Source organism: Amycolatopsis sp. NPDC004378 (assembly GCF_053602455.1).
The window spans coordinates 59,174-84,936 of the sequence record NZ_JBSGDR010000017.1 but is presented as its reverse complement, the minus strand read 5'-3'; the positions used below and the strand labels follow the sequence as shown (position 1 = coordinate 84,936).

The 25,763-nt window shown below is 72.2% G+C and carries 31 protein-coding genes and 1 tRNA gene; 12 read left to right on the top strand and 20 right to left on the bottom strand.

The annotated features are described in order from the left end of the window. The gene (locus ACWEN0_RS36405) at nt 1-627 is read left to right on the top strand and encodes a TetR family transcriptional regulator (protein ID WP_451984063.1); all 627 of its coding nucleotides are present in this window, start codon (nt 1-3) and stop codon (nt 625-627) included. A gap of 3 nt (nt 628-630) precedes the next feature. Here ACWEN0_RS36405 and ACWEN0_RS36400 read toward each other — a convergent pair whose 3' ends face one another. Genes ACWEN0_RS36400 through ACWEN0_RS36385 form a run of 4 tightly spaced genes read right to left on the bottom strand, consistent with a single transcriptional unit; the run spans nt 631 to nt 3,508 of the window. Continuing rightward, entirely contained in the window at nt 631-1,458 is an 828-nt protein-coding gene (locus ACWEN0_RS36400) for a haloalkane dehalogenase (RefSeq protein ID WP_451984061.1), read from the bottom strand. Beyond that, on the bottom strand, nt 1,455-1,898 hold the full coding sequence (locus tag ACWEN0_RS36395; RefSeq protein ID WP_451984059.1) for a MarR family winged helix-turn-helix transcriptional regulator: 444 nt from the start codon (nt 1,896-1,898) through the stop codon (nt 1,455-1,457). Before ACWEN0_RS36395 ends, ACWEN0_RS36400 begins: the two co-directional genes overlap by 4 nt. A 36-nt stretch (nt 1,899-1,934) precedes the next feature. Then, entirely contained in the window at nt 1,935-3,140 is a 1,206-nt protein-coding gene (locus ACWEN0_RS36390; protein WP_451984168.1) for a kynureninase, read from the bottom strand. Beyond that, nucleotides 3,137-3,508, bottom strand: coding sequence for a DUF5997 family protein (locus tag ACWEN0_RS36385; RefSeq protein ID WP_451984057.1), 372 nt, complete (start codon nt 3,506-3,508; stop codon nt 3,137-3,139). Before ACWEN0_RS36385 ends, ACWEN0_RS36390 begins: the two co-directional genes overlap by 4 nt. 42 nt (nt 3,509-3,550) lie before the next feature. Here ACWEN0_RS36385 and ACWEN0_RS36380 point away from each other — a divergent pair, with 42 nt between their 5' ends. Beyond that, nucleotides 3,551-4,258: a LysR substrate-binding domain-containing protein gene (locus tag ACWEN0_RS36380; protein WP_451984055.1), complete on the top strand. Its 708-nt coding sequence runs from the start codon at nt 3,551-3,553 to the stop codon at nt 4,256-4,258. Between the two features lies 1 nt (nt 4,259). On the opposite strand, the gene ACWEN0_RS36375 is transcribed toward ACWEN0_RS36380, so the two are convergent. Beyond that, on the bottom strand, nt 4,260-4,541 hold the full coding sequence (locus ACWEN0_RS36375; protein WP_451984053.1) for an isoamylase: 282 nt from the start codon (nt 4,539-4,541) through the stop codon (nt 4,260-4,262). 204 nt (nt 4,542-4,745) lie between these two features. On the opposite strand from ACWEN0_RS36375, the gene ACWEN0_RS36370 reads away from it, so the two are divergent. Continuing rightward, on the top strand, nt 4,746-5,261 hold the full coding sequence (locus ACWEN0_RS36370) for a hypothetical protein (RefSeq protein ID WP_451984051.1): 516 nt from the start codon (nt 4,746-4,748) through the stop codon (nt 5,259-5,261). A 303-nt stretch (nt 5,262-5,564) separates the two neighbouring features. Then, nucleotides 5,565-5,798: a hypothetical protein gene (locus tag ACWEN0_RS36365; RefSeq protein WP_451984049.1), complete on the top strand. Its 234-nt coding sequence runs from the start codon at nt 5,565-5,567 to the stop codon at nt 5,796-5,798. Here ACWEN0_RS36365 and ACWEN0_RS36360 read toward each other — a convergent pair. Further along, nucleotides 5,724-6,719 carry a hypothetical protein gene (locus tag ACWEN0_RS36360; RefSeq protein WP_451984047.1) on the bottom strand — a complete coding sequence of 332 codons (996 nt, stop codon included), beginning with the start codon at nt 6,717-6,719 and terminating at the stop codon, nt 5,724-5,726. The two genes, ACWEN0_RS36365 and ACWEN0_RS36360, sit on opposite strands and share 75 nt — an antisense overlap. A 178-nt stretch (nt 6,720-6,897) precedes the next feature. Between ACWEN0_RS36360 and ACWEN0_RS36355 the strand changes: the two genes are divergently transcribed. Together ACWEN0_RS36355 and ACWEN0_RS36350 are read left to right on the top strand one after the other, a co-directional pair. Then, a complete protein-coding gene (locus ACWEN0_RS36355; protein WP_451984045.1) occupies nt 6,898-7,866 on the top strand; it encodes a hypothetical protein in 969 nt (322 codons plus the stop codon). Next, nucleotides 7,863-8,453 (top strand): dihydrofolate reductase family protein, encoded by a 591-nt coding sequence (locus ACWEN0_RS36350; protein WP_451984043.1) that lies wholly within the window; start codon nt 7,863-7,865, stop codon nt 8,451-8,453. Before ACWEN0_RS36355 ends, ACWEN0_RS36350 begins: the two co-directional genes overlap by 4 nt. A gap of 131 nt (nt 8,454-8,584) precedes the next feature. Here ACWEN0_RS36350 and ACWEN0_RS36345 read toward each other — a convergent pair. Further along, nucleotides 8,585-8,658, bottom strand: a tRNA-Ile gene (locus ACWEN0_RS36345). A 186-nt stretch (nt 8,659-8,844) separates the two neighbouring features. Here ACWEN0_RS36345 and ACWEN0_RS36340 point away from each other — a divergent pair. Further along, a complete protein-coding gene (locus ACWEN0_RS36340) occupies nt 8,845-9,123 on the top strand; it encodes a hypothetical protein (RefSeq protein ID WP_451984041.1) in 279 nt (92 codons plus the stop codon). A 42-nt stretch (nt 9,124-9,165) separates the two neighbouring features. On the opposite strand, the gene ACWEN0_RS36335 is transcribed toward ACWEN0_RS36340, so the two are convergent. Further along, the gene (locus ACWEN0_RS36335; protein WP_451984039.1) at nt 9,166-9,687 is read right to left on the bottom strand and encodes a dihydrofolate reductase family protein; all 522 of its coding nucleotides are present in this window, start codon (nt 9,685-9,687) and stop codon (nt 9,166-9,168) included. 61 nt (nt 9,688-9,748) lie between these two features. Next, nucleotides 9,749-10,726, bottom strand: a complete 978-nt coding sequence (locus tag ACWEN0_RS36330; protein ID WP_451984037.1) for a bile acid:sodium symporter family protein — start codon at nt 10,724-10,726, stop codon at nt 9,749-9,751. 96 nt (nt 10,727-10,822) lie between these two features. On the opposite strand from ACWEN0_RS36330, the gene ACWEN0_RS36325 reads away from it, so the two are divergent. Further along, entirely contained in the window at nt 10,823-11,656 is an 834-nt protein-coding gene (locus ACWEN0_RS36325) for a LysR family transcriptional regulator (protein WP_451984035.1), read from the top strand. Here ACWEN0_RS36325 and shbA read toward each other — a convergent pair whose 3' ends face one another. Together shbA and ACWEN0_RS36315 are read right to left on the bottom strand one after the other, a co-directional pair. Continuing rightward, complete coding sequence (gene shbA / locus ACWEN0_RS36320; protein ID WP_451984166.1) at nt 11,657-12,253, bottom strand: RNA polymerase sigma factor ShbA; 597 nt, start codon at nt 12,251-12,253, stop codon at nt 11,657-11,659. Nucleotides 12,254-12,399: 146 nt separating this feature from the next. Continuing rightward, nucleotides 12,400-12,885, bottom strand: coding sequence for an RNA polymerase sigma factor (locus ACWEN0_RS36315; RefSeq protein ID WP_451984033.1), 486 nt, complete (start codon nt 12,883-12,885; stop codon nt 12,400-12,402). A gap of 159 nt (nt 12,886-13,044) precedes the next feature. Between ACWEN0_RS36315 and ACWEN0_RS36310 the strand changes: the two genes are divergently transcribed. Together ACWEN0_RS36310 and ACWEN0_RS36305 are read left to right on the top strand one after the other, a co-directional pair. After that, complete coding sequence (locus ACWEN0_RS36310) at nt 13,045-13,677, top strand: endonuclease (RefSeq protein WP_451984031.1); 633 nt, start codon at nt 13,045-13,047, stop codon at nt 13,675-13,677. Nucleotides 13,678-13,870: 193 nt separating this feature from the next. After that, complete coding sequence (locus tag ACWEN0_RS36305; RefSeq protein ID WP_451984029.1) at nt 13,871-14,134, top strand: WhiB family transcriptional regulator; 264 nt, start codon at nt 13,871-13,873, stop codon at nt 14,132-14,134. Between the two features lie 202 nt (nt 14,135-14,336). Here ACWEN0_RS36305 and ACWEN0_RS36300 read toward each other — a convergent pair whose 3' ends face one another. Continuing rightward, complete coding sequence (locus ACWEN0_RS36300) at nt 14,337-15,314, bottom strand: RNA polymerase subunit sigma-70 (RefSeq protein ID WP_451984027.1); 978 nt, start codon at nt 15,312-15,314, stop codon at nt 14,337-14,339. 40 nt (nt 15,315-15,354) lie between these two features. Here ACWEN0_RS36300 and ACWEN0_RS36295 point away from each other — a divergent pair, with 40 nt between their 5' ends. Together ACWEN0_RS36295 and ACWEN0_RS36290 are read left to right on the top strand one after the other, a co-directional pair. Then, entirely contained in the window at nt 15,355-16,095 is a 741-nt protein-coding gene (locus ACWEN0_RS36295) for an SDR family NAD(P)-dependent oxidoreductase (RefSeq protein ID WP_451984025.1), read from the top strand. Between the two features lie 187 nt (nt 16,096-16,282). Continuing rightward, entirely contained in the window at nt 16,283-17,485 is a 1,203-nt protein-coding gene (locus ACWEN0_RS36290; RefSeq protein ID WP_451984023.1) for an LCP family protein, read from the top strand. A gap of 4 nt (nt 17,486-17,489) precedes the next feature. Here the strand turns inward: ACWEN0_RS36290 and ACWEN0_RS36285 are convergent, their stop codons facing one another. From ACWEN0_RS36285 to ACWEN0_RS36250, 8 genes are all read right to left on the bottom strand, one after another. Beyond that, nucleotides 17,490-18,668, bottom strand: a complete 1,179-nt coding sequence (locus tag ACWEN0_RS36285) for an acyl-CoA dehydrogenase family protein (RefSeq protein WP_451984021.1) — start codon at nt 18,666-18,668, stop codon at nt 17,490-17,492. A 1-nt stretch (nt 18,669) separates the two neighbouring features. Beyond that, nucleotides 18,670-19,575: a 3-hydroxyacyl-CoA dehydrogenase NAD-binding domain-containing protein gene (locus ACWEN0_RS36280; RefSeq protein ID WP_451984019.1), complete on the bottom strand. Its 906-nt coding sequence runs from the start codon at nt 19,573-19,575 to the stop codon at nt 18,670-18,672. Then, nucleotides 19,572-20,318, bottom strand: a complete 747-nt coding sequence (locus ACWEN0_RS36275; protein WP_451984017.1) for an acetoacetate decarboxylase — start codon at nt 20,316-20,318, stop codon at nt 19,572-19,574. Before ACWEN0_RS36275 ends, ACWEN0_RS36280 begins: the two co-directional genes overlap by 4 nt. Further along, nucleotides 20,315-21,055, bottom strand: coding sequence for a crotonase/enoyl-CoA hydratase family protein (locus tag ACWEN0_RS36270; protein WP_451984015.1), 741 nt, complete (start codon nt 21,053-21,055; stop codon nt 20,315-20,317). The genes ACWEN0_RS36275 and ACWEN0_RS36270 overlap by 4 nt, the downstream gene beginning before the upstream one ends. Nucleotides 21,056-21,068: 13 nt before the next feature. After that, a complete protein-coding gene (locus tag ACWEN0_RS36265; RefSeq protein WP_451984013.1) occupies nt 21,069-22,211 on the bottom strand; it encodes a CaiB/BaiF CoA transferase family protein in 1,143 nt (380 codons plus the stop codon). A gap of 114 nt (nt 22,212-22,325) precedes the next feature. After that, complete coding sequence (locus ACWEN0_RS36260; RefSeq protein WP_451984011.1) at nt 22,326-23,231, bottom strand: LysR family transcriptional regulator; 906 nt, start codon at nt 23,229-23,231, stop codon at nt 22,326-22,328. A gap of 482 nt (nt 23,232-23,713) precedes the next feature. Next, nucleotides 23,714-25,063 (bottom strand): sensor histidine kinase, encoded by a 1,350-nt coding sequence (locus tag ACWEN0_RS36255; RefSeq protein ID WP_451984009.1) that lies wholly within the window; start codon nt 25,061-25,063, stop codon nt 23,714-23,716. Next, nucleotides 25,060-25,746 carry a response regulator gene (locus ACWEN0_RS36250; protein ID WP_451984007.1) on the bottom strand — a complete coding sequence of 229 codons (687 nt, stop codon included), beginning with the start codon at nt 25,744-25,746 and terminating at the stop codon, nt 25,060-25,062. Before ACWEN0_RS36250 ends, ACWEN0_RS36255 begins: the two co-directional genes overlap by 4 nt. Nucleotides 25,747-25,763 lie beyond the last annotated feature (17 nt).

Below are 25,763 nucleotides of genomic sequence, written 5' to 3'. Positions count from 1 at the left end.
ATGACGGTCATGAGCGCCGCAGTTCCGGCCCCGTCCGTGGGCGGCCAGCACCGGCGGCCGATCATCACCGCGGCGATCGAGCTGACCGCGCGGTCCGGCTGGCCGGCGGTCACCATGGCCCGGCTGGCCGAGGTCGTCGGCGTCAGCCGCCAGACCGTCTACAACGAGATCGGCTCGAAGGCCGCGCTGGCCGAGGCGATGGTCGCGCACGAGCTCGACCGGTTCCTCTCCGTCGTCGGCGCCGCCTTCGACCGGCACGAAACCGACCTCGTCGAAGCGATCTACGACGCCGTCCGCGCGGTCCTCGAGCTGGCCGACGACAACATCCTGCTGCGCGCGATCGCGTCCGCCACGCACGGCACGGCCCCCGAGCTCCTGCCGCTGCTGACCACCGAGGCGGGCTCGCTGCTCACGCAGGCGAAGGCGATGCTGACCGCGCGCGTGGCGGCCTACCGCCCGGCGCTCACGGACGAGCAGATCGACGTCGTGATCGACCTGGTCGTCCGCACCGTCCTGAGCCACGTCATGCAGCCTTCGGACACCCCAGCGCGCACCGCGGACGCCCTGGCCTGGGTCGCGGCCCGGGTCCTCGGCGTGGACGCGGCCCCGGCGCTGCGGCACACCTGAGGTTCAGCGAAGGCCGTGCCGGTCCAGCCACGCGCCGATCTCGGTGCCGATCTCCTTCGGGCGGTCCTCCTGGGCGTGGTGCCCGGCTTCGCCGCACGCCACGACGTCCAGCGCGGCGATGTTTTCTTCGCACCACTGAGCGGTTTTCTCGCCGATGAGCAGCGTGGGGGAGCCTTCGAAGGTCATCAGCAGCTTCGGCGTTCCGGTGCTGGTCTTCAGCCACTCGTCGTAGGCCTCGATGCGCGGGATCAGTGCGGCCGGCTCGCCGCCGAGGGGCAGCTGCCGCGCCCAGGCGAGCACCGGACGGCGGCTCTCGGGCGTCGGGAACGGCGCGAGGTACGGCTCGAGGTCCGCCACCGGCGTCCGCACGCCGCCGGTGAAGGCCTGCCGGACGAACAAGTCCTGCGCCAGCACCAGTTCCTCGCCGACGCCGGGCGTGCGGATCTTCCGCGTCCGCTCGGCGGCCTGCGGCGAAACCTCGTCCCAGCCGATCGGCTTCACGATGGTCTCGAAGAACGCCACGCCGCGGACGCGCTCCGGGTGGCGGGCGGCGTGGTCGAAGGCGAGCGCGCCGCCCCAGTCGTGCCCGACGAGCACGACGTCGTCGAGGCCCAGGGCGTCGAACCAGTCGTCGAGGTAGCGGGCGTGGTCGGCGAAGGAGTACTCGATGTCGGGCTTGGGCGAGCGGCCCATGCCGATGAGGTCGGGCGCGAGCAGGCGGCCGGCGCCGACGTGGGGGCGGACGTTGCGCCACCCGTACGACGAGCCGGGGTTGCCGTGCAGGAGGACGATCGGGGTGCCGGAGCCGGTTTCTTCGTGGTGCAGGGTCATTTTTCGTCCTTCAGGGGAGTGTCGAGGAGGAGGGTGAGTTCGCGGCTCAGGGCCGCGGTGCGCTCGCCGTCCCGCCCGCCGAGCGGCGCGAGGAGCCGGTCGAGCAGCTCGGCCACCGTGGCGATCGCCGGTTCGACGACCTCCCGGCCGCGGGCGGTGAGGGCCAGCCGGACCGTGCGGGTGTCCGCCGGGTCGCGGGTGCGCTCGATCAGGCCGTCGGCGTCGAGGGAGCGCGCGAGCTTGGAGACGTAAAGGGCTTCAAGCCCGGTGTGGTCGGCCAGTTCCCGTTGGCTCGGTGCCGCACCGGAGCGTTCCAGCCCGAACAGCGAGGCCAGGAAGACGTACTGCGCGTGCGTGAGGCCCGCGGGCGCCAGCGCGCGGTCGACCGCCACGCGCCACTTCGTGGAGAGTCGCCAGATGAGGTGCCCGGGAGTGCTCATGCCGAATACTGTACATGGCTATTAAGTACATGGCTACTATCCGGCGAGTTCGCGGATCCGCTCCATCGCGGCGCGGACCTCGGTGAACCCGGTGGTCAGCGGGCTCAGCCCGACGCGGATGCCGTCGGGCCGGCGGAAGTCGATCAGCACGCCGTTCTCGATGAGGACCCGCGCCAGCCGTTCGGCGTCGGGGTGCCGCAGGGTGACGTGCCCGCCGCGGCGGGCGTCGTCGCGCGGCGAAGCCACTTCGAAGCCCAGCGGGACGAGCCACGCGTCGGCGAGCTCGAGCACCCAGCGCCCGAGCGCGACGGCCTTGGCCCGCACCCGCTCGATCCCGGCTTCGGCCAGCAGCGCGACGCCCTCCTGGACACCGACCATGCCGAGCACCGGCGGCGTCCCGGACAGCGCGCGGCGGATGCCCGGGGCGGGCACGTAGTGCTCGGCCATGCCGAACGTGTCGGCCGCGCCCATCCAGCCGGTGATCGGCTGGCCGAACTCCGCGTGGTGGCGGGCGTTGACGTAGAGGAACGCGGGCGCGCCGGGGCCGGCGTTGAGGAACTTGTACGTGCAGCCGACGGCGAAGTCGGCGTCCGCGGTGTCCAGCTCGACCGGGATCGAGCCGGCGCTGTGGCAGAGGTCCCAGACGACGAGCCCGCCGCGCTCGTGCACCAGTTCCGTGATGCCGCCGAGGTCGGCGATCGCCGCGGACCGGTAGTCCACATGGGACAGCACGACGGCCGCGGTCCGCGGGCCGGTGACCGCCGCGACGTCCTCCGGGCGGACGTCGGCGGCTTCGATCCACCGGACCGTGTGGCCGAGCTCCGCGGCCACGGCCTCGGCGAGGAACCGGTCGGTGGGGAAGTTGCCGGTGTCGATGACGATCTCGTCGCGCCCGGGCCGGAGCGCGACGGCCGCCCGGAGCGTCTTGTACAGGCACACCGACGTCGAGTCGGCCACGATCGTCCGGCCCGGGGCGGCACCGAGCGCGACGCGGCCGAGCTCGTCCCCGATCCGCTCGGGCAGCTCGAGCCAGCGTTCTTCCCACGATCGGATGAGCCGCGCGCCCCACTGGTCGGCGACGACCTCCTGCAGGCGCTCGGCGGTCGCGCGCAGCGGGCGGCCGAGCGAGTTCCCGTCGAGGTAGGCCACGACGCCCGGGTCGGTGATCGGGACGAAGCGGTCCCGGAACGCGGCGAGCTCGTCTTCGGCGTCGAGGCGCGCGGCCTCCTCCGACGTGGTCAGCGGTTCTTCTCCTTGACCCGCACGGTTTCCTTGCGCACCTCGGCCTGCGTGGCGCGTTCCCGCACCAGCCAGTCGGGGTTCTCCGCCTTGAGCGCGTCGATCTGCTCGGTGGTCAGCGCTTCGGTGATGCCGCCGCGGGTGAGGCCGCCGATGGAGACGCCCAGCTTCGCCGCGACGACCGGCCGCGGGTGCGGGCCGGTGCGGCGCAGCTCGCGCAGCCACTCCGGCGGGTCGGCCTGCAGCGCGTTCAGCTCGTCGCGCGAGACGACACCCTCCTGGAACTCGGCGGGCGTGGCTTCGAGGTAGACACCCAGCTTCTTGGCCGCCGTCGCGGGCTTCATCGTCTGGTCGGTCTTGTGCGACGTCATGCCGTCCAGGGTAGCCAGCGCCCCGCCCGGTAACCTGACCCGGTGACCTCGTTCCGCCTCGCGTACGTCCCGGGCGCGACGCCCGCCAAGTGGGTCCGGACCTGGGGCGAGCGCGTGCCGGAGGTACCGCTGACCCTGGTGCCGGTCGCCGCGGCGGAGGCCACGGCCGTGCTGCGCGCGCGCGAAGCGGAGGCGGCCTTGCTGCGCTCCCCGATCGACCGCGACGGCCTCCACGCGATCCCGCTGTACACCGAGACGACGGTGGTCGTGGTCGCCAAGGACCACTTCGTCGCGGCGGCGGAGGAAGTGTCCACTGCGGACCTGGCTGACGACGTCGTGCTGCACCCGCTGGATGACACGGTGGAGTGGTCTTCCCTCCCCGGCCGGCCCGCCCAGGCGCGCCCGGAAACGACCGCTGACGCCATCGAGCTGGTGGCGGCGGGCGTCGGCGTGCTGGTGGTCCCGCAGTCCCTGGCGCGGCTGCACCACCGCCGCGACCTGACCTACCGCCCGGTGACGGACGCCCCGCAGTCGAGCGTCGCGCTCTCGTGGCTCGAGGACGAGACGACGGACCTGATGGAGACGTTCATCGGCATCGTCCGGGGCCGCACGGTCAACAGCACGCGCGGACGCCAGCAGCAGCCGGCGGCTCCGGAGAAGAAGCGCCCGGAGCGCAAGCCGGCGGCCAAGCCGGCCCGGCGCACCGGCGGCGGTGCCCCGAAGCGCGGGAGGCCGCGCCGCCGGTCCTGAGTCAGTTCGCCGAGCAGACGCAGTTGCCGTCGACCCGGTCGGCCAGGTCGGGGTCGTCGAACCAGAAACCGTTTTCGCCGAGGTAGCGGAACTGGATCACCGTCCCGGGGGCGACGTCGACCGAGGCCGAGCGGCGGCCGTTGGAGCGCGGGGTCAGGTGGTGGCGGCCGGGCGTCCAGTCGTTGAACGAGCCGACGACGCTGACCCGTCCGGGCGGGGCACCGGCCGGCAGGCTGAACGTCACTCGCTGGGTGCCGGCCCGGCTCTTGCTGATCTTGATCACGCGGGGAGTGCCTTTCGGGGAGCGGACGAGGGGCGTGCTCGGCACTGAGCGCCGACATGATGACACAGCCGTGACCGATCGGTCACCCCGTGTGCCCGAAGGAATTACCCAGCCGCTCAACGGTTCGCCACCGACCGGGTGGTCCTGCCGTGAACCATGATCATCTTGCTGCCGGACGTGCTTGCCGGTGCGAAACTGACTGCCGTGACCGTCGCCGCTGATCGTCAAGTCAAGGACCCGTGTGCCTGGCTCAGCGCCGTCACCCACGAGCTCGCCGGCGCGCCTCCGGCCGACACGCGGGCAGTGCTCTTGACGGTGTGGGACGGGCTGGTCGCCGCCCGGCTCGCCGGGCTGCACGCCGCCGAAGCCTCGCCTCGCTGGCGGGCCCGGCAGCGCCACGCCGAAGCGGTCGAGTTCGACCTCGCCGTCCAGCTGGCCCGCAACTGCACCGTCGGCACCGGCCTGGCCATCCCCGCCGGGCTGACCGGAGCCGCGGTCGCCTGGCCGCCCGAGCGCGCCGACGCCGCGGTGGCCGCGATCATCGAGTTCTGCACGACGGCGGAAACGGTGCTGCGCAGAGCGGGCGAGCTGACCCCGGTCTGGGAGGACAGCCTCCTGGGCCCGGTGGCGCTGACCCGCTGGCTGGCGGACTGCTGGGCGGGCGGCCACACGGGCTGCGCGCTGAGGCTGCCGGTACCGCCGCCGTCGTGGTGGCGCTGACCCCGGCCGCCGATGCCGCCGCCGTGGCGGGCGCGGCCCGTTGGTTCGCGGTTGCTGGGCTGGCACCCCGCCGGGCTGTGCGCTGCGGTTGCCGGTGCCGCCGCCGTGGGGGCAGCGGCCCGTTGGTTCGCGGTTGCTGGGCTGGCACCCCGCCGGGCTGCGCACTGCGGTTGCCGGTACCGCCGCCGTCGTGGTGGCGCTGACCCCGGCTCGCGGTTTGCCCGGCGAGGTCGCTCCGGCTGCCCGCCGTCCGTCAGGGGATGGCTGGGCCGGCCGGACCGGCGCCGGGGAAAGGAGGCCGGGGTGGCCGGATCAGCTGTCCCGCCCGTGAGACTTCCGCGCGCGACCCGGGCGGCCGTGCGCGCCGTGCTGCTGGCCGAACTGACGTCCGCCGGGATGCGGGCGCGTGCTGCCGGCTGCCCGCCGGACGTGCTCTTCGACGTCCTCGGCGCGCGGCTGGGCCTAGCGGCCGAGGACGGCCAGGACGGTGGCCACGATCCCGGCCAGCCGGGCCTCGTCGGCGAGGGCGGTGGTTAACCAGTCGTCGCGCGTGGAACCGTTGCGCGGCAAGCGGTCGAGCGCGCTCGCGCCGGCGCCGAACACGCGCCGGACCACCGCGGTGACCGCCGCCGTCGCTTCCTCGCCGCGGTCCAGCCGGGCTTCGATCGCCCGCAGCGCCTGGTCGGCCAGGCCCGCGAGCCGCACGTCGTCGGCCTCGTCCGGCCCGACCAGCGGGAGCGGGGCGGGCTCGGCCGAGGCGTCCGCCGGCATCGGCGCGACCGGCGCCCGTTTGTGCCCGAGCGGGCGTTCGACGTGCTCGGCGTGCCACTTCGGCCGGGTGCGCATGGCGGCCAGGACCGTCCGCACCTCGCGGTCGAGCGTGTCGCGGTCGGCCGGCGGCTCGCCGGTGAGGCCGGCGCGGCGCGCGGCCCAGCCGTCCAGGGGCCACAGCTCGGCGCCCGCGGTCACCGGCACCCCGGCCCAGACCAGGATCTGCACGGCGAGGTCGCACAGCCACGGGTCGTCGTCGAGGGCGTCGCCCAGCCACGCCGGGAGCCGTGGGCGTTGCAGCGCCCCGATCTCCCCGCGCCGCCGCCGGTGCGCGTCGACCGTCGCCGGGCTCAGCCGGGTGGCCAGCCAGCCGTCGAAGTTGTCGATCGGGTCGGTCGCGCGCCGCAGCGCGTGCTCCACGACGGCCTCGACGTCGTCGTGGAAGCCGTCGAGGCAGTCCGGGCGCAGCCATTCGAGCCCGCGGGCGCAGTCCGGGTGCCGGCGCTGGCGCTCCAGCGGTTTGGTGATCCGGGTGAAGACCAGCGGCCACGCCACGGTGTACACGGCCCCGCGCAGCCGGGCGAGGTCGCCCGGCGCGGCGGCCGAAGCCGTGTCGGCGAGCAGCCCGTCGCGAGCCAGCCGGCGGATCCCGGCCACGTCGATGGGCGCGTGCATGGTGTCGAGCAACCCGTCCTCCCCGATGCCGTCGACCGGGCAATGGTCGGTCAGCCGGGGAACGGGCAAAGGCCGCGCGCGGGCCGAATCACGGCGGAACTGGCCAGGGACTGGCCACCGGCGAATCACCTGATCGGCGCAGCCGGTGCCGCCGATCGCGCGGAAGTCCGCGTGCCACAATCGAAATCCCATGGCAACCGAGAACGGGCTGGTCCGGGAGCTCACCACCTTGCGCCGCGGCTGGGGACTGGAAACCGAACGGCTGCGCGGCCGGCTCGGCCCGCTCCTGTCCGGCTGGTGCGAAATCCACCGGACGGCGAACGACCGCGAAGCGCGGCGAGTGCTGCGCGACGCCATTTCCGCCGCGATCGCGGAGTTCCCGGCCGACGACCGGCTGGCGGTCAACGTCGCGCTGGGCATCGCCCCGGGGTCCCAGCACGCGTTGCTCAGCGACCGCGTCGGGATCCTCGCCGACCAGCTGAAGGTTTCCGAACGCACGGCCCGGCGGCGGATAGACCGGTCCTTCGCCCGCTTGGCCGCGGAAATCGAGGCCGGCACGCGGCCCGGCGACGGCGAGCCCGATCCGGACCAGGGCTGGTTCGTCAAGCGGCTCAACGCCTTGGTGCGGCTCGACACCGCCGAGCCGGAGCTGATCGAGGAACGCCTGATCGTGGCGACGCGCGACGGGCTCGACCGGATCTCCGCGCAGTTCACGGTGCCCCGCGTCGAGGGCGGGGAAGACGGCGAGCGGCGGGTGGCGGCCGACGCCCAGCACGGGGTCCGGATCGCGGCGGAGGACCGGGTGGGGCAGCGGCACTTCCGCTGGCTGCTCGACCTCCCGCGGCCGCTGGCGCGCGGCGAAACCCACACTTATTCGCTGGTGCTGCGGATCCGCGACGGCCTGCCGATCCGGTCGTCGTACGTGTTCGTGCCGCTGGTGACGTGCGAGTCGTTCACGGTGCGGGTCCGCTTCGACCCGCGGTGCCCGCCGCGGGCGGTGTGGCGGCTGGACCGGGTGCCGCCGTCGGTGCTCGCCGATCCGCCCCAGCCGGGTGAGACGTTGTCCCTCGACGGCGCGGGCGAGGTCGCGGAGGAGTTCGCGGCCCCGCAGCTCGGCTACGCTTACGGCTTCAGGTGGCTGGCCGGAGGTTCCCGATGACCGGGCGCAGGGTGACCGCGAACGTGAGCTTGACCCTCGACGGGCGCTACCGCGGCCCCGGTGGGCCCGCCGACCTGGGCCCGATCGTCCGCTACGTGTCGACCGACGTCGCCCGGCGCCACCTGGCGCGGATCTGGGAGAGCGCGACGACGGCGGTGCTCGGCCGGCTGAACGCGGAGGACTTCTTCGGTTTCTGGCCGGCACTGGCCGCGGACGAGAACGCCGACCCGCGCGAACGCGGATACGCGAAGTGGCTGCTGGACGCGGAGAAGGTGGTGTTCTCGACGACGTTGACGGAGCCGCCGTGGGACCGCACGAAGATCGTGAACGCCCCAGCACCAGAAGTCATCGAAGGGCTGAAGGCCACGGGTTCGGGCGACATCCTGGTGAACAACAGCACGAGCATCATCAAACCCCTTCTGGCAGCAGACCTCCTCGACCGCCTGTACCTGACGATCTGCCCGGAGATCGCCGGGGACGGCCCCCGCCTGTTCGACGACGGACTACCACCGTCGAGGTGGCGGCTGACCCACCACGAAGCAGGAGAACTGGGAGAAACGGCAATGGTCTACGACCGCCAGCGTTGAGTCCTGTGTGGACAAAAACCACCTCTGACCACCGGAAGCGACCGTGGCGCACCCGGGGGTTGTCCCCGGGGTAGGCACTGCGGGCACCGGGAGCAGTCCCGAAGGGATTGCGAACAGCAATCCCCGCCTCGTGGGGCGGGCGGGGCTCGAACCCGCGGCCAAGGGATTATGAGTCCCCTGCTCTAACCAACTGAGCTACCGCCCCCTGACCCCGGCGCGCAGGCGGCACGGGGTTTGCATTTGCACAGAAGACCCAGTTCGCTTCAAGTTATCACAGCGGCCATCCGGGCAGATCGAGTAGGCCAAACAGGTTGAAGTGGCCATCGGCCGGGGCACGCTCGTCTAGGTTGCAAGGGCGTCTCCGCTGAACGGAACGGCGGGAGGGTGAGCGATGGGCGCGTCACCGCGAGCCACCCTGCCCGCCCCGGGCGCACTCCGGCTGGCGCTGCTCGACGCGGTCACCGCCGGGGCGGGCCTCGGTTACCTGGCGCACCAGTACCGGGAGGCGCTCGTGGCGAACCTCGCGGCCATCGGCATGGGCCTGCTGTTCACCTTCGTGGCCGGTTGCCTCGTGCGCGCCTCGGCTCGCGTCCTGCGCCGGGCGGGCCGGCGCGTGGACGCGATCTTCGCCGAGGAGCTGCGCGAAAAACCGTCGCCCCGGCCGCGGTGAACCCGGGACCATCCACAGTGGACATCAGTCCACAAGGGACGGTCAGGCCACGCGGTACCAGGCGTTGCCGATCGCCCCGGCGCGGCCGAGCTCCAGCGGTTCCAGCCGCACCCGGGTGCCGCCCGGGTGGTCGAACAGCCGCACGCCGTCGCCGAGCAGGATCGGGGCCACGTGGACCAGGACCTCGTCCAGCAGGCCGGCTTCCAGGCACCGCCGGGCCGTCGCGGCGCCCAGCACCGCGACGTATTCGTCCCCGGCCGCCGCGGACGCCGCCGCCACGGCCTCGCGCAGGTCGTCGACCAGCGTGAACCCGGGAACGGGGGCCGCCGAGCGGGTCACCACGAAGACCGGCCCGCGCCAGCGGCCGCCGTAGACCTCGCCCTCCGCCGTCGTCGCCGGGGCGTAGGTGCGGTGGCCCATGAGCACCGCCCCGATCCCGCCGAGCAGCCGTTCGACGACCGGGTTGGGGCCGGCGGGCAGCCCCGAAAGCCACGTCATGTCGTCGGCGGGCCCGGCGATGAAGCCGTCGAGGGACATCGTGACGTGGTAGAGGAGCTTGGCCATGGGTGCCGCCTTTCGGTGAGGGTCACTCGTACCGACGGGCGCCGCCGCGAAAACTCATCGGTCAGGCCGGGACGAGCTCCTCGGCCTCCGGTGCGGCCGCGTACCGGCGGGCGAGGGTCGCGCACACGATCAGCTGAATCTGGTGGAACAGCATCAGCGGCAGCACGATCAGCCCCACCTGCGCGTGCCCGAACAGCACCGTCGCCATCGGCAGGCCGCTGGCCAGGCTCTTCTTCGACCCGCAGAACACGATCGTGATCCGGTCGGCGCGGGCGAAGCCCAGCAGGCGCGCGCCCCACCCGGTCGCGCCCAGCACCGCCGCCAGCAGCACGCCGCAGAGGCCCACGAGCACCAGCAGGTGGCCGACGTCGAGCCGGTGCCAGATGCCCTCGGTCATGCCCGCGCTGAACGCCGTGTAGACGACCAGCAGGATCGAGCCGCGGTCGAACACCTTGAGCGGCGCCGAATGCCGGGTGATCCAGCCGCCGATCCAGCGCCGCGCCAGCTGGCCCGCGACGAACGGCGCGAGCAGCTGCAGCACGATCCCGAGCACGGCCGAGCCGTCGACCCCGGCGCCGTCGCCGGCCAGCAGCAGCGCCACCAGCAGCGGCGTCAGGACGATCCCGGCCAGGTTGGACAGCGACGCGCTGCAGATCGCCGCCGCGACGTTGCCGCGCGCGATCGAGGTGAACGCGATCGACGACTGCACCGTCGAGGGCAGCACGGTGAGGAACAGCACTCCCGCGGCGAGCTGATCGGGCAGCACCGACGACGGCAGCAGGAAGATCGCCAGGCCGAGCAGCGGGAACAGCACGAACGTCGCGGCGAGCACGACCGCGTGCAGCCGCCAGTGGCGCAGTCCTTCGAGCGCTTCCTGGGTGGACAACCGGGCGCCGTACAGGAAGAACAGCAGTCCGACGGCGATCGTGGTGGCGGTGCCGAAGCCGTCGGCCACCGCGCCCGAGGCGGGCAGCAGCGTGGCGACCCCGACGGTGGCGAGGATGGCGAGGACGAACGGGTCAAGACGAAGCCGGGACATGGATCTCCTTCCACGGCAATTCTCGGCGTTCGCGCGCTCATTGTGAACCCCGATGACCGGACTGACTGTCATCGCGGATCGCGATAAGCTGAGCGCGTGCTGGACCCGCGCCTGTGCCGTTCGTTCCTCGCCGTCGCCGAGACGCGCAGCTTCACGGCGGCCGCGCGCCGGCTGGGGGTCGGCCAGCCGACCGTCAGCCAGCACGTGCGACGCCTCGAGCGCGACTCGGGCGGGCTGCTCTTCGCGCGCGACACCCACACCGTCGAGCTCACCGCGCGCGGGCAGGCGATGCTCGGGTTCGCGCAGACCGTCGTGGACACCGAAGAGCGGGCCGAGCGGCACTTCCGGGGCGCCGAGCTGCGCGGCCGCGTGCGGTTCGGCGTCTCGGAGGACTTCGCGCTCGGCGAGCTGCCGGAGATCCTGCACCGGCTGCGCCGCAGTCACCCGCTGGTGGACGTCGAGCTGACCGTCGAGCTCTCCGACGTCCTCGCGCAGCGCCTGCGCGCCGGGCAGCTGGACCTGGTGCTGGGCAAGCGCCGCCCGGGCGCGCACCACGGCCGGCTGCTGTGGCGCGAGCCGCTCGTCTGGATCGGCTCGGCCGCCACCGTGCTGGAGCCCGGGCAGCCGGTGCCCCTGGTGCAGTACCCGATGCCGTCGATCACCCGGCAGCTCGCCGTCGAGTGCCTCGAACGCGCGGGCCTCGAATGGCGGGCGGCGTGCCAGACGTCGAGCCTCACCGGCCTGCGGGCCGCCGCGGCCGCCGGGCTCGGGGTCACCCTGCACGCGCGCAGCCTGGTGCCGGCCGACCTCGTCGAGCTCGACGGCCTGCCCGAGCCCGGCGACATCGAGTTCATGCTGCTGGCCCGCGAGTCGATGGCGGGGCCGGCCGCGGCGCTCGCCGACTTCGTTCTCGACCGCGTGGGCCGGTGATCACTCCTCTTCGCCGGTCAGGAGTCTTCGCAGCCTCGCCAGCGCGCGGTGCTGGGCGACGCGGACCGCGCCGGGCGTGGAGCCCACCGCCGAGGCCGTCTCCTCGGCGGACAGGCCGACGACCACCCGCAGCACGACGATCTCCCGCTGCTTCGCGGGCAGCACGTCGAGCAGCCGGGCCAGTCGCTCGTTGAGCTCGAACCGCAGCGCGCGCTGCTCGGGACCGTCCGCTTCGGACACCCCGTCGGGGATCTCGGGCACCGGGTCGGCGCGGTTGCGGGCCGCGGCGCGGTGGGCGTCGGCGACCTTGTGCTGGGCGATCCCGTAGACGAACGCGAGGAACGGCCGGCCCTGGTCGCGATAGGACGGCAGCGCCGTCAGCACGGCCACGCACACGTCCTGGGCGACGTCGTCGGCCGAGGCGAAGGAGCGCTCGTTGCGGCCGACGCGGGCCCGGCAGTAGCGCACCACCAGCGGCCGGATCGTGGCGAGCAGGCGGGCGGTCGCGGCGACGTCGCCGGCGATCGCGTCGGCGACCGGCTCGTCGTGCCGCCGCCAGTGCGCCGGGAACGCTTCGGCGGGTGGCGCCGCGGCGATCTCCCGGACGAGGGCGCGGCTGCGCACCCGGAGCAGGGTGCCCTCCACGTCGAGGCCGACGCGCAGCGAGTCCTGCAGCGCGGTGTTGGCGTCCCGCAGCAGCTCGGTGGTCGCCCGATCCCCGTACTCGGTTGCCGGCATGGTGCTCACCCTTCCCTGTCCCGCTGGTCGGGCCGCGCGGCCCGGTGGCGCCTGAGGCGTTCCCGCACGTGGCGGAGGTTGGAGCGGACGGTCGCGGGGGCGATGCGCAGCGCGTTCGCGATCTGCGTCGGCGTGAACCCGTCGAGGGACCACGCCAGCACCATCCGCTGCTGACCGGGGAGGGAGGCGAGCAGGTCGATGAGCCCCGCGTGCTGGTCGACCAGTGCGGCGAGCTTCTCGTCGTCCTGCGGGTCGCCCGCGGGGGTCCAGTCCGCGCGCGCGTCGCCGGCCGCGTCGAGCAGCCGGCCGGCGACGCGGCGCACCCACGCCCGCGGGTCCTCGAGGGTCGGCCACGCCTCCAGCGCGTGCAGCATCGCCTCGGCGGCGACGTCACGGGCCGTCTCGACCTCGAACCCGGCCTTGCAGAGGAACGCCACCAGCGGGGGGAAGTCGGCGCGGAAGAACGCGTCGAACCCGTCGTCACCGCACACAGTCCCCTCACCACCCCTCGCCTCCACAGGAACAAGTGCGCCGAGGTGACCGCTACGTGTAACGATTCGATCAAGACTGCCCGGTAGGAGTAATGCGCTGCGCCGGATCGGTGACCAGCGGTGACGAATGAGCGGCGGATCGCCGGGTACCCGGGCCCGATGACCCACCGAGACACGATCCGGCGCCTGCTGGCGGAGGCCGGCCCGACGTACGCCGCCGAGGCCGGGATCAAGCTCGCCGACCAGCCGGCGCCGCTGTACCGGCTGCTGGTGCTGTCGGTGCTGCTCTCGACCCGGATCAAGGCGGGCATCGCGGTCGACGCGGCCGAACAGCTGCGGGCCGCGGGCCTGGGCACGGCCAAGGCGATGGTCGAGGCGACCTGGCAGCAGCGGGTCGACGCGCTCGGCCGGGCGCACTACAAGCGCTACGACGAACAGACGGCCACGGCGCTCGGCGAGGGGGCGCGGTACCTCCTCGACGAGTACCGCGGCGATCTGCGGCGGGTGCGCGAGGCCGCGAACGGCGAATTCCGGACCCTGGCGCGGCTGCTCGGGAAGGTGCCGCGGCTGGGGCCCGTCGGGGCCGAGATCTTCACCAGGGAGGTGCAGCTGGTGTGGCCGGAGTTCCGCCCGCACCTGGACCGGAAGGCCTTGCAGGGTGCGGAAAAGCTCGGCCTGCCGACCGAGCCGGGCCGGCTCGCGGAGCTCGTCCCCGGCGATGACCTCGCGCTGCTCGCGGCGGCCCTCGTGCGGGTCGCGCTGGAGCGTGGTCTCGCCGATCGAGTGACGTGATCGACATCGAGATCCGCGGAAGAAAGGCGTACTCTCATGTGTTGCAGTCTTGGTTGCCCGGAGGGTGAGCCGGGAACCGAAGCCAAAACCCCTTGACCGCGGCGGATGCGCTCGCGCCTCGCGCGCGGTCAAGTCGGTTGACGCGCCACAATAATGGGAATCAGGAAGATCCCGAGGGAGGTGAACCAAGGAAATGGAAGCCACGATGACGGGCTGGGCGGAACTCGCGGCCTGCAAGGACGAGGACCCGGAACTGTTCTTCCCGATCTCCGAGATGGGCCCCGGCGCCCGGCAGACCGCACAGGCGAAGGCCGTGTGCGCGCGCTGCCCGGTGCGCGCCGAATGCCTGAGCTACGCGCTCGACAACGGCCTCGACCACGGCGTCTTCGGCGGCACGACCGCCGATGACCGGCGTCGGCTGGTGCGCACCGCACCGCAGCGGCACCGAGCAGCCTGACCGCCGCCCGGTGACCACTCCCGGCGGCCTGAAGCAATAAACACCGAAACCGGAAGAATTTCTTTCCGGGAGTGTGTGCGCCCGGGCGGGTGATTCCCCGTGAATCACCCGCCCGGGCTTTTTCACGTCGTTCACCCGTGCCGGGTGCGCGGAAGATTGCCGGCATCGGTCACGGCCGGATTCCCGTCCGTGGTCATCGTGCTCATTCGCCCGGCCACGTCTCCGGCAGGTCCCACGCGGTCGCCGGGACCGACTCGAACGCGGCCATCGCCGTGACGAGCCCCTGCTCGACGGTCAGCAGCGACACCCCGAACCAGCGGTAGGCGGTCTCGCCGGGCCGAAGGAGGTAGGTCGCCACCGCGGGCTGGCGGTTCGCCCGCGCCGGCAGCATCCGGAACCGCCCGACGCACTGCGGTGACGCCGGGTCCAGGGACAGCGACAGGGCGCGCACGATCGCGTCCCGGCTGCCGAACCACCGGGCGTACGGCGGCATGACGGCCTGGGCGTCTTCGTGCAGCAGCCGGGCGACCGCGGCGGGGTCGCCCTGTTCGTAGGCCGCGATGAACCGCTTCAGCAGCGCGGTTTCCTCGGCCGTCGCCGCGCCGGCCGTCCACTCGGCACGGCGCGCGGGCAGCCGTTCACGCAGCGTCGCGCGGGCGCGCTGGAGCGCGCTGTTCGCCGACGCGACGCTCGTCTCCAGCAGCTGCGCCGTTTCCTTGGCCGACCAGCCGAGCACGTCCCGCAGCACCAGGGTCGCCCGCTGCCGCGGCGGCAGGTACTGGACGGCGGCGAGGTAGGCGAGTTCGATCGTCTCCCGCTCGACGACGACCGCGTCCGCCCCGGGCGCGTCGAGAAGGTGGTCCGGGTACGGCTCGAGCCACGGCAGGTCGACCGCGGCGATCGGCCCGTCGGGCTCGCCGGATGGGCCGAGCTGGTCGGGCAGCACCCGCCGCGGCCGGCGGGCGAGGACGTCGAGGCAGGCGTTCGTGGCGATCCGGTACAGCCAGGTCCGCGCGCTGGCCCGGCCCTCGAACTTGTCCCGGGCCTTCCACGCGCGCAGGAAGGTCTCCTGCGCGAGGTCTTCGGCGTCGCTCAGCGAGCCGAGCATCCGGTAGCAGTGCACCTGGATCTCGCGCCGGTGCCGTTCGACGAGCGTCTCGAAGTCCACGACGAGCCCCACCCGGGCACGCTAGCGCACGCGGGGCTGGGAGACTGCTGCGGTGAGCGGAACGGTGCTGGTGCTCGGCGGACGCAGCGAGATCGGGCTGGCCGTGGCGAAACGCCTGGCCGGCGCGGGCGGCAAGGTCGTGCTGGCCGCACGGCCGGGCGCGGACCTGACCGCGGCGGCGGCCACCCTCCGCGAAGCCGGCGCCGAAAGCGTCGCGACCGCCGGCTTCGACGCCGACGACCTCGCCGCGCACGGTCCCTTCCTCGAGCAGGTCGCGGCCGAGCACGGCCCGCTGGACGTCGTCGTGCTCGCCTTCGGCATCCTCGGCGACCAGGCCCGCGCCGAGGAGGACGCCGCGCACGCCGCCGCGATCGTGCACACCGACTACGTCGCCCAGGTCGGCGTGCTCACCCACGCCGCGAACCTGCTGCGCGCCCAGGGGCGCGGCAGCCTGGTGGTGTTCTCCTCGGTCGCCGGGATCCGCGTGCGCCGCGCCAACTACGTCTACGGCTCGGCGAAGGCCGGGCTCGACGGCTTCGCGAGCGGCCTCGCCGACGCGCTCCATGGTTCGGGCGTCCACCTCCTGCTCGTCCGCCCGGGCTTCGTCATCGGCCGGATGACCGAGGGGATGAGCCCCGCGCCGTTCTCCAGCACGCCGGACCAGGTGGCCGACGCGACCGTCGCCGCGCTGGGGAAGCGGCGCGGGGTCGTCTGGGTGCCCGGCGTACTCCGTCCGGTCTTCTTCGCGATGCGGCTGCTGCCCCGCGCGATCTGGCGCCGGATGCCCCGCTGACCCCACTGTGGCCGCGACCACAGCACTTCCGCGTACGCGTTCCGGCACAGTCCGTCGCGAAACCCGTTGAACGGCTGCGCCGATCGGCTAGCGTCACGAGCTTTCAACAACTTTCTCAGCTGATTCCCAGCTAACGCGGTGATCCTCGAAGGAGGGGTTCCACCCGAGGGAAGCAAGGGGAAGTGTCATGCTGCTGTCGTCCCGGGGTCGTCGCATCGGCGGGCGGGTCGCGCTCGGCGTCGTGTCGGCGCTGGTGCTCGGTGCCACCGGGTACCTGTGGTCGCAGCTGGCCAAACTGGACCACGGCCTGGTCACCGCCGACGTCATCCCGCCGTCCGCGCAGGTCGACGAAAACGACACCGTTCCCGGCGAACCGCTCAAAGCCGCCCAGAACATCCTGCTCGTCGGCATCGACGCGCGCACCGACGCCTACGGCAACCCGTTGCCACAGAACGTGCTCGACGCACTGCACGCCGGAAGCGGCGACGACGGCGGCGACACCACCGACACGATGATCGTGGTGCACATCCCGGCGGGCGGCGCCGCGGCGACGGCGATCTCGATCCCGCGTGACTCCTATGTGGACATCGCGGGCGGCTACGGCAAGCACAAGATCAACTCGGCCTACAGCCGCGGCAAGAACGCCGCGATGGCCGGCTTGCGCGCGCAAGGGCTTTCCGGCGCGCAGCTGGAGGTGGCGGCGAACGAGGCCGGCGCGAAGACCGCGATCGAGACGGTGCAGAAGTTCACCGGGCTGACGATCAACCACTACGCGGCGATCAACCTCGCCGGGTTCGACGCGCTGTCGCAGGCCGTCGGCGGCGTCGAGGTCTGCCTCAAGGCGCCGGTGCACGACAGCTATTCCGGCGCGGACTTCGCGGCCGGCCCCCAGACGCTGTCCGGGCCGCAGGCGCTCGCGTTCGTCCGGCAGCGCCACGGCCTGCCCAACGGCGACCTCGACCGGATCGCGCGGCAGCAGGCGTTCCTGTCCGCGATGGCGAAGAAGGTGCTGAGCGCGGGTACGTTCACCGACGTGGCGAAGCTGAACTCGCTGGTCGGCGCGGTGCAGGGGTCGGTCGTGCTGGACAGGGGCTGGGACGTTCTGAGCTTCGCGCAGCAGCTGCGGGGGATGAGCTCGGGGGCGATCGGGTTCGCGACGATCCCGGTGCAGAGCCTGTCGCTGCAGACGCCGTCGGACGGCGATGCCGTGAAGGTCGACCCGGCGCAGGTCCAGCAGTTCGTGCGCACGGCGATCAGCACCCCGGCGGTCCAGGCTTCGGGCGACGAAGCGACCGGCGGTGTGCGGCCGGTCGCGGCGACTTCGGCGCAGCCGCCGTCGTCGACCGCGAAACAGCCGGCGACCAGTACGGCCGCCGGCTGCGTGAACTAGCGCGTCACACGAACGCGGACTGCCCGGTGATCGCCTTGCCGACGATCAGGGTGTTCATCTCGCGGGTGCCTTCGAAGGAGTAGATCGCCTCGGCGTCGGCGAAGAACCGCGCGACGTCGTAGCCGAGCACGATCCCGTTGCCGCCGAAGATTTCCCGGCTCCAGGCGACGACTTCGCGCATCCGCGACGTGACGAACGCCTTGGCCAGCGACGAGTGCTCGTCCTTGAAGATCCCGGCGTCCTGCAGCCGGGCGAGCTGCACGAGCATGCCCCACGACGCGGTGATGTTGCCGAGGCTCTTCACGAGCAGGTCCTGCACCAGCTGGAACTTCGCGATCGGCCGGCCGAACTGCGTGCGCTCCTGCGAGTAGGCGAGCGCGGCTTCGTAGGCGCCGATCATCACGCCCAGCGCCTGCCAGGCGACGCCACCGCGGGTGGCGCGCAGGATCTCGGCGACGTCCCGGAAGGAGTCGATGCCCTGCAGGCGGTTCGCCTCCGGCACGCGGACGTCGGTCAGCGTGATCTCGGCGTTCTCGACGATCCGGAACGCGGTCTTGCCCTGGATCTTCTCCGGCACGAAGCCCGGCATGTCCTTCTCGACGACGAACCCCTTGACGTGGTTGTCATCCAGGTCGCGAGCCCACACCACGACGTAGTCGGCGAAGGTCGCATTGCCGATCCACTTCTTGGCACCGTTGAGGATCCAGGTGTCGCCTTGTCGCTTGGCCGTCGTGCGCATGCCACCGGCCACATCGGACCCGCCGAGCGGCTCGGTCATCGCGAACGCGCCGATCTTGTCCATGGCGGCCATTTCGGGGAGCCAGCGGTCACGCTGCTCCTGGCTCCCTCCACTGTAGATCGAGTACATCGCAAGTCCGTTGTGGACACCGAAGAACGTCGCCACGGACGCGTCGGTGCGGCTCATCTCCATCGCCATCATACCGGTGAGCAGGTGGCTGACCGCGGGCTTGTGCTCGCCGTAGCCCTCGTAGGGCAGGCCCGCGAGGCCGCTCTCCCGGAACATCCCGATCAGTTCCTTCGGGAAGGTGCCGGCCTCCCAGTTCTCGTTCACCAGCGGCTTGACGTCGTGCTGCATGAACTCGCGCGCCTTGACGAGCAGCTTGTGCTCGTCGTCCGGGAGCAGCGCCTCGAAGTCGTAGAAGTCGGCGGTCAGGGATTCCATCTCAGTTCTCCTCCACTGCGTGCAGAACGGCCAGCTGCTTGCGGTCGCGCGTCTCGGCGAGTTCCGAGTACGTGGAGGAGCCGTAAGCCTGTTCGACGGCTTCGATCAGCCGTTCCTGCTCTTCCGGGCTCTGGCTGGGCGTGCCCAGGCCGGCCCACATCTTCTTCATGGACTTGCCGATGTGCTCGGCCATGTGCCGGTACCCGCCGGGACCGCCACCGAGGTGCGAGCCGAGGAACGGCCCGACGGTCGCCCAGCGGATCCCGAGCGAATTCGTGATGACCTTGTCGAGGTCTTCCGGCGTGACGACGCCCTGCTCGACGAGGTAGATCGCCTCGCGGCTGAGCGCGTTCTGCAGCCGGTTGCCGACGAAGCCGGGGATCTCCTTGCGCTCCACGACCGGCGTCCGGCCGAGGAAGGTGTAGAACTCGACGGCCTTTTCGACGCTTTCCAGGCTGGTCTGCTCGCCGGGAACGACCTCGACGAGCGGGATCAGGTGCGGCGGGTTGAACGGGTGTCCGATGAGGACGCGGCTGCCGTCGATCTCGCCGGTGAACGCCGTCGACGGGATGGCACTCGACGAACTCAGCAGCAGCGCGTGCTTCGGCGCTTCCTCGACGAGCTGCTTGAAGAGGTCCTTCTTGAACTCGACGTTCTCGGGGCCGTTCTCCTGCACGACATCCGCGTCTTTCACGGCTTCGGTGACGTCGGCGGCGATGTGCACGCGGCTCGCCAGGTCGTCGGCGGTGGTGCCGAGGTGCGGCGCGAACGTCTCCAGGGCCTCCTTGACGGCGTCGGCGAGGTCGGGGCGGGGGTCGGTGACCCGGACGGTCAGGCCGTGGCTCGCGAACAACGCCGTCCAGGACAGGCCGATCGTTCCCGCGCCGATGACTGCGGCGTTCTTCATGACCGGACTCCCTTCAGGTAGTCGAAGACCGGCTTGACCGGGGCGAGCGTCAGGTCGGTGAGGATGTGGCTCGCGGACACGACCTCCAGCACGGGCAGGTCGGCCAGCGGGGCCAGGACGTGCTGGAACAGCTGCAGCCGCGCGGGGCCGGTGTAGGCCTCCTTGACCACGACGTCGGTGATCTCGGTGCGCACCAGCTCCTGCACGCGCGGGGTGCCGTCGTAGCCCGGGATCGTCTTGAGCATGAACGTCGGGACGGTGATCTGGCGTTCGGCCTCGCGGGCGTCCAGCTCGTGGTGCTTGTAGCCCATCGTCGCGGTCGCCACCCGGAGCGTCCCGTAGTCCAATGTGCCCACGAGGACACCGTTGTCGACATGGAGATCCGGGCTGCCGACGGTCTTCGGGTACGCGCTCACTTCGCGTCCGGAAGCCGTGGCGGCGAAGTTGTCGAGGTACATCGCGTGCAGGTACTCGCCGCGCTCGCCGTCGAAGCTGACCTCGATCGCCTGGCCGGACTCGGTGTACGGGCCGTAGCCCGAGACGTCGCCCATCTTCATGACTTCGAAGCGCACCAACGGTTCTTCGACCTTCAGCGGCGCCGGCACGACGGCCCGCAGGGCGTCGGCGTCGGTGCGGTAGACGATGTTCAGGTACTCGCGGTCGGTGAACCTCGGGACCACGGGCGCGAACGCCGGGGCGGTCAGGGGAGTGGTCACGTGCTGCCGGACTTCTTCGATCTTCATTCGCCTGTCCACTTCGGAGCGCGGCGCTCGGCGAAGGCGGTCATGCCCTCGCGGACGTCGTTCGACTGCATCAGGTTCTTGATTTCTTCGCGCTGCGCGGCTTTCGGGTCCGCGGCCCGCACGATCTTCTTGACGGCGGCCAGCGCGAGCGGCGCGTTCTCCGCCAGCTTCTCGGCCAGCTGGAGCGCGACGGCGGCGGCGTCGCCGTTCGGCGTCACGCGGTTGACCAAGCCCAGCTCGCCCGCCCGGCGGCCGGTGACCGGCTCGCCGGTGAGCAGGAACTCCATCGCCAGGTGGTGCGGGATCCGCTTCGGCAGCCGGAGCACGCCGCCGCCCGCGGCGATCAGCCCGCGCTTCACTTCCGGGAGACCGAACTTCGCGTCTTCCCCGGCAACGATCAGGTCGCAGCCCAGCGCCAGCTCGAACCCGCCGCCCATGGCGAACCCTTCGACGGCGGCGATCAGCGGCTTGGCCAGCTCGGCCTCGGTCAGACCGCCGAACCCGCGGCCCGGGATGTCCGGGGACTCGCCCTTGAGCGCGGCCTTGAGGTCCATGCCGGCGCTGAAGGTGTTCTCGGCGCCGGTCAGGACGCCCGCTCGCAGCGTGGGGTCGGCTTCCAGCTCGTCGAGGGCCGCGGCCAGCCCGGCCGCGACGGCGGCGTTGACCGCGTTGCGGGCCTGCGGCCGGTCGATCGTGATCAGCAGGGTGCTGCCGATCCGTTCGGTGCGTACGTCCATCGTCTTGCTTCTTTCAGTTCAGTTCCGCGAGGACTTCTTCGGTGTCCTGGCCGGCCAGCGGGGCCAGGCGGCGGATCGAGCCGGGCGTCGCGGAGAACTTCACCGGGATGCCGACCGTGCGGATCGCGCCCTCGCTCGGGTGCTCGACGGTGTCGAGCAGGTGGCCGTCGCGGACGTACGGGTCCTCGTGCGCCCGGTCCAGCTCGAGCACCGGCGCCATCGGGATGCTGTGCTTCGCGCAGACCTCGGCCCACTCCCCGGTGGTCAGCGCCGGGGCGCACTCGGCGATCTGCCCGGTCAGCCACTCGTTGTCGGCGCGGTCGATCGCGTCGCCGTTCACGCGCGGGTCCTCGGCGAGGTCCGGGCGCCCGGCCGCGGCGAAGAAGTCGCGGAAGTTCTTCGGGTTGTACGGGATCACGCAGGCGAGGCCGTCCTTGGTGCGGACCGCGGCGTGGCCCTTCGTCATCGACAGGGCGAACCCGGTGGGGCCTTCGGCCGGCTCGTAGGTGTGCCCGGCGAGGTGCTCGACCAGGTTGAACGCGAGCAGCGTGTCGGTCATCGGGATCTCGATCTGCTGGCCCTGCCCGGTCCTGTCGCGGTGCACCAGCGCGGCGAGCACGCTGTAGGCGATGGTCAGCGACGACACCTTGTCGCCGATGATCGTCGGCAGGTAGACCGGCTCGCCCAGGGCGCGGTTGGCCACGTCGACCAGGCCGGAGGAGGCCTGCACGGTCTCGTCGTAGGCGGCGTTGCCCGCCTGGGCGGAGTCGCTGCGGAAGCCCTGCGCGTGGGCGTAGACCAGGCGCGGGTTGCGCTCGGCGACGTCGGCGTAGTTCAGGCCGAGGCGGCTCAGCGCGCCGGGGCGCATGTTGGTGATCAGCACGTCGGCGGTGTCGATCAGCTTGAGGGCCTGCTCGCGCTCGGTCTCGTCCTTGAGGTTGAGGGCGACGCTGCGCTTGTTGCGGTTGACGTTGAGGTTCAGCGCGGTCATGCCCGGCGTGGTCCGGTACTGGCCCACCCGGACGGTGTCCGCGGGGGACTCGATCTTGATCACGTCGGCGCCCAGGTCGCCGAGGATCTGCGCCGCGTACGGGCCCATCACCACGGTCGAGAGGTCGATCACGCGCACGCCGTCCAGCGGTCCGGTGCTGTTCATCGTTCGTCCTTTCGCGCTCTTTCGCTCTACTTACGAACGTAGGCGCGGCCGGCGTGAAAGGGAATGATCATGATACGCACAATGGTATGACCACGGCGGTCATACCGTTTCTTTTTACGTGCTGAGGGGCTCCGCGAAGATCTCTTTGGCCGCTTTGACGAGTTCGCGCAGGTCGCCCTCGGTGCGGTCCCGGTGCCAGAGCAGGCCGGTGTCGAGCTGGGGCCGGAAGTCGGTGAAGGGCAGCACGGTGACGTTGTCGAGCCGGTAGCCGTGCATCGGGGACTTCGCGTCGAGCATGGAAATGGAAAAGGCCTCGCCACTGGAAATGATTTCGGACGTCCCGCCGTAGCCCGTGTTGGTCAACCGGATGCGTTTCTTGACGCCCAGTTCGTTCAATTGGTGGTCGAGCTGGTCGAAATACGCCGGGGTGATTTCCCCTGGTGAGGCGACGTACGGGAATTCCTTCAGCTCGGCCAGGCTGACCGAGTCCCGCCCGGCGAACCGGTCGGCGGGCACGACCGCGCCGAGCCGTTCCGACATCACCGGCAGCTGCTCCAGCGCCGGGTCGGTGACGGGCAGCCGGGCCAGGGTGAGCGCGAGCTTGCCCTCGTGCACGCCCTGGACGAGGTCGGCGGTGGTGCCGGGCCAGCGCTTGAGCTCGTAGCGGGCTTTGACCCGCTCGGCGAGGGCCTTGACGCGCTCGCGCAGCGCGGGGTGCACGCCGGCGGGCATCCCGAGGAAGACGGTGCTGCGCTGCGGCCGCATGGCCTCTTCCAGCTTCCACGGAATGGCCCCGACCTGCTCGAGGACGTCCCGCGCGAGCGGCAGCAACGCCGCCCCGGCGTCGGTGAGCGTGACGTGGTGGGTGCTGCGGTCGAACAGCTGCCGCCCCAGCTCGTGCTCCAGGTCTTTGATCCGCTGCGACAACGGCGACGCGGCCATGTGCAGCTTCCGCGCGGCCGCGGAGAAGTTCAGTTCCTCGGCGACCGCGACGAAGTAGCGCAGGTGCAGCATCTCCATGCCCCGACCCTACGGCCCACCCCGTGTCGACCCTCCAATCACGCGTGATGCCTCTCCAATCACGGCTGATGCCCGCCCGATCACACGTGATGCCCGCCTGATCACGGCTGATGCCCGTCCGATCACGGGTGATGCCCGTCCGATCACGGCTGCTGCCCGCCCAGGTGCGCGTGATGCCCACCCGATCACGCGAGCCTGTCCGGCCCGCGATCGGGGCGCCGTCGGGCCGCGACGGACCAGCGTGAGCAGCCGCTCGCCTCCGGGCAATGCGATGCCCGTGGCCGGCAGGAGGAGGTCCAGCTCGGTGACGTCGTCGGCCACCGCGTCGGCCGTCCGGCCGCGGCCGAGGAGAGCCGCCGCGGTCGGGCATGGACATGATCCACGGGCGGTGTCGTCGAGCACTGGGCCCTGATGGACAGATCAGAAAGGCATCATGCGTGATCAGAGAGTCAACACGTGTGATTGGAGGGACGACACGGTGGTCAGGGCAGGGGGAACGTGATCGTGAAGGCCGCGCCGCCTTCGGGGGCCGGGCCTGCCGCCAGACTGCCACCCATGCGGGTGACCAGGCCGTGGACCAGGGCCAGGCCGATGCCCGAGCCGACCGGGCGGCGGTCGCGGTAGCGCGCGTTCAGCACGCCGCGCTCGAACGCCACCGGGTAGTCCTCCGGCGCGAGGCCCGGGCCGCCGTCGCGGACCGCGAGGTGTGCCTCGGCACCGGACACCGACAGGGAAAAGACCATCGGGGCCCCCGCCGGGGTGACGCGCAAAGCGTTTTCCGCCAGTCCGTCGACCACCTGACGCAGCCGCCGCGCGTCCGCCACCACTGTGACCGGCGAAACGGGCGCCGACACCGACAGCCGCACGTCCTCCCGCGCGCACCGCAGCTGCCAGACCTCCGCGCAGTCGCGCAGCAGCGCCGCCAGGTCGACCGGCGCGAAGTCGAGCCGGAACTCGTCCGCCCCCAGCCGGGCCAGCTCCAGCAGGTCGGTGACCAGCCGCTCCAGCCGCAACGCCTCGCGCTGGATCGTCTCCCCGGCCCGCACGGCGTCCGGACCGGACGCGACGCCGTCCGCGATCGCCTCGGCGAACCCCGTCACGGCCGTCAGCGGCGTCCGCAGCTCGTGCGACACCGAGAGCAGGAAGTCCCGCTGCCGGGCCTCGCTCTGCGCCAGCGCGTCGGCCAGCGAGTTCAGCGACCCGGCGACCTCCGCCACCTCACGCGGTCCCTCCACCGGTACCCGGACGTCCCGGCGCCCGGCCCGCAGCGAGCCCGCGGCAAGCGCGGCCCGCCGCAGCGGACGGCCCAGCAGCCGACCGGAGAAGAACCCCGCCAGGGCCGCGACGAGCAGCCCGATTCCCAATGCCAGCGCGATGTTGCGCACCAACGCGCGTTGCGTCGCTTCGGCGTTGCGGGCGGGCAGGACCAGGGCGAACGCCGCCCCGAGGCTCCCGACCGCGCGCGTCTCGACGAGGTACTGCGCCCCCGCGACCGTGACGCGCCCCGAGTGGTTCGCGCCGAGCCCGAGCTTGCCCGCGGCCTGCACCGCGACGCCGTCGCCGACCGCCTGCCCGCCCGCGCGCCGGACCACCACGGAGATGCCCTGGCCGCGCACGACGTCGGCGACCTTGCCGACGCCGAGCCGGTTCCCGATGCCGGTTTCGTCGAGCTGCGAGGCGACGACGTCGGCCTGCGCGGCCAGCGACGACTGCAGCACGTTGTCCGCGGTGGTCCGGATCAGCCGGGCGCCGACGAGCCCGGCCACGAGCACGGCCACGCCCGCGACGGCCAGGCACACCAAGGTGATCCGCCCGGCGAGGGTCCCCCTCATGCCGGGTCCGCCGCGTAGCCGATGCCGCGCACCGTCCGAATCGGACTCGACGTGCCGAGTTTCGCCCGCAGCTGCGCGACGTGGACGTCCACCGTGCGCGTCCCCGCCGCGGCGGCGTACCCCCAGACGGCGCTGAGCAGCTGGTCGCGCGAGAGTACCTGCCCCGGGTGCCGGAGCAGGTGCGTGAGCAGGTCGAACTCGGTGGACGTCAGCACGACCTCCGTGTCGCCCGCCCAGGCGCGCCGGGAGGTGACGTCGACGCGCGTGCCGCCCACGGTGAACGTCTCCGCGGCCGGTGACGCGCCCGAAGCGCGGCGCAGCACCGTCCGCACCCGGGCGGCGAGCTCGCGCGGGCTGAACGGCTTGGTCAGGTAGTCGTCCGCGCCGATTTCCAGGCCCAGCAGGCGATCCAGCTCGTCGTCGCGGGCCGTCACGAACAGCACCGGCGTCCAGTCGCCGGCCGCGCGCAGCGCCTTGCAGATCTCGATCCCGTCCATTCCGGACAGTCCGATGTCGAGCACGATCGCGACCGGCTTCAGCCGCCGGACGGCGTCCAGCGCCCGGCCGCCGTCGGCCTCGACGTGCACGCCGAAGCCGTCGCGCTTGAGGTAGAGCGCCGCCAGTTCGGCGATCGCGGCCTCGTCCTCGACCACGAGGACGAGGCCGCGCCCCGGTGACCCCATGCCTGCTCCCGTCTCCG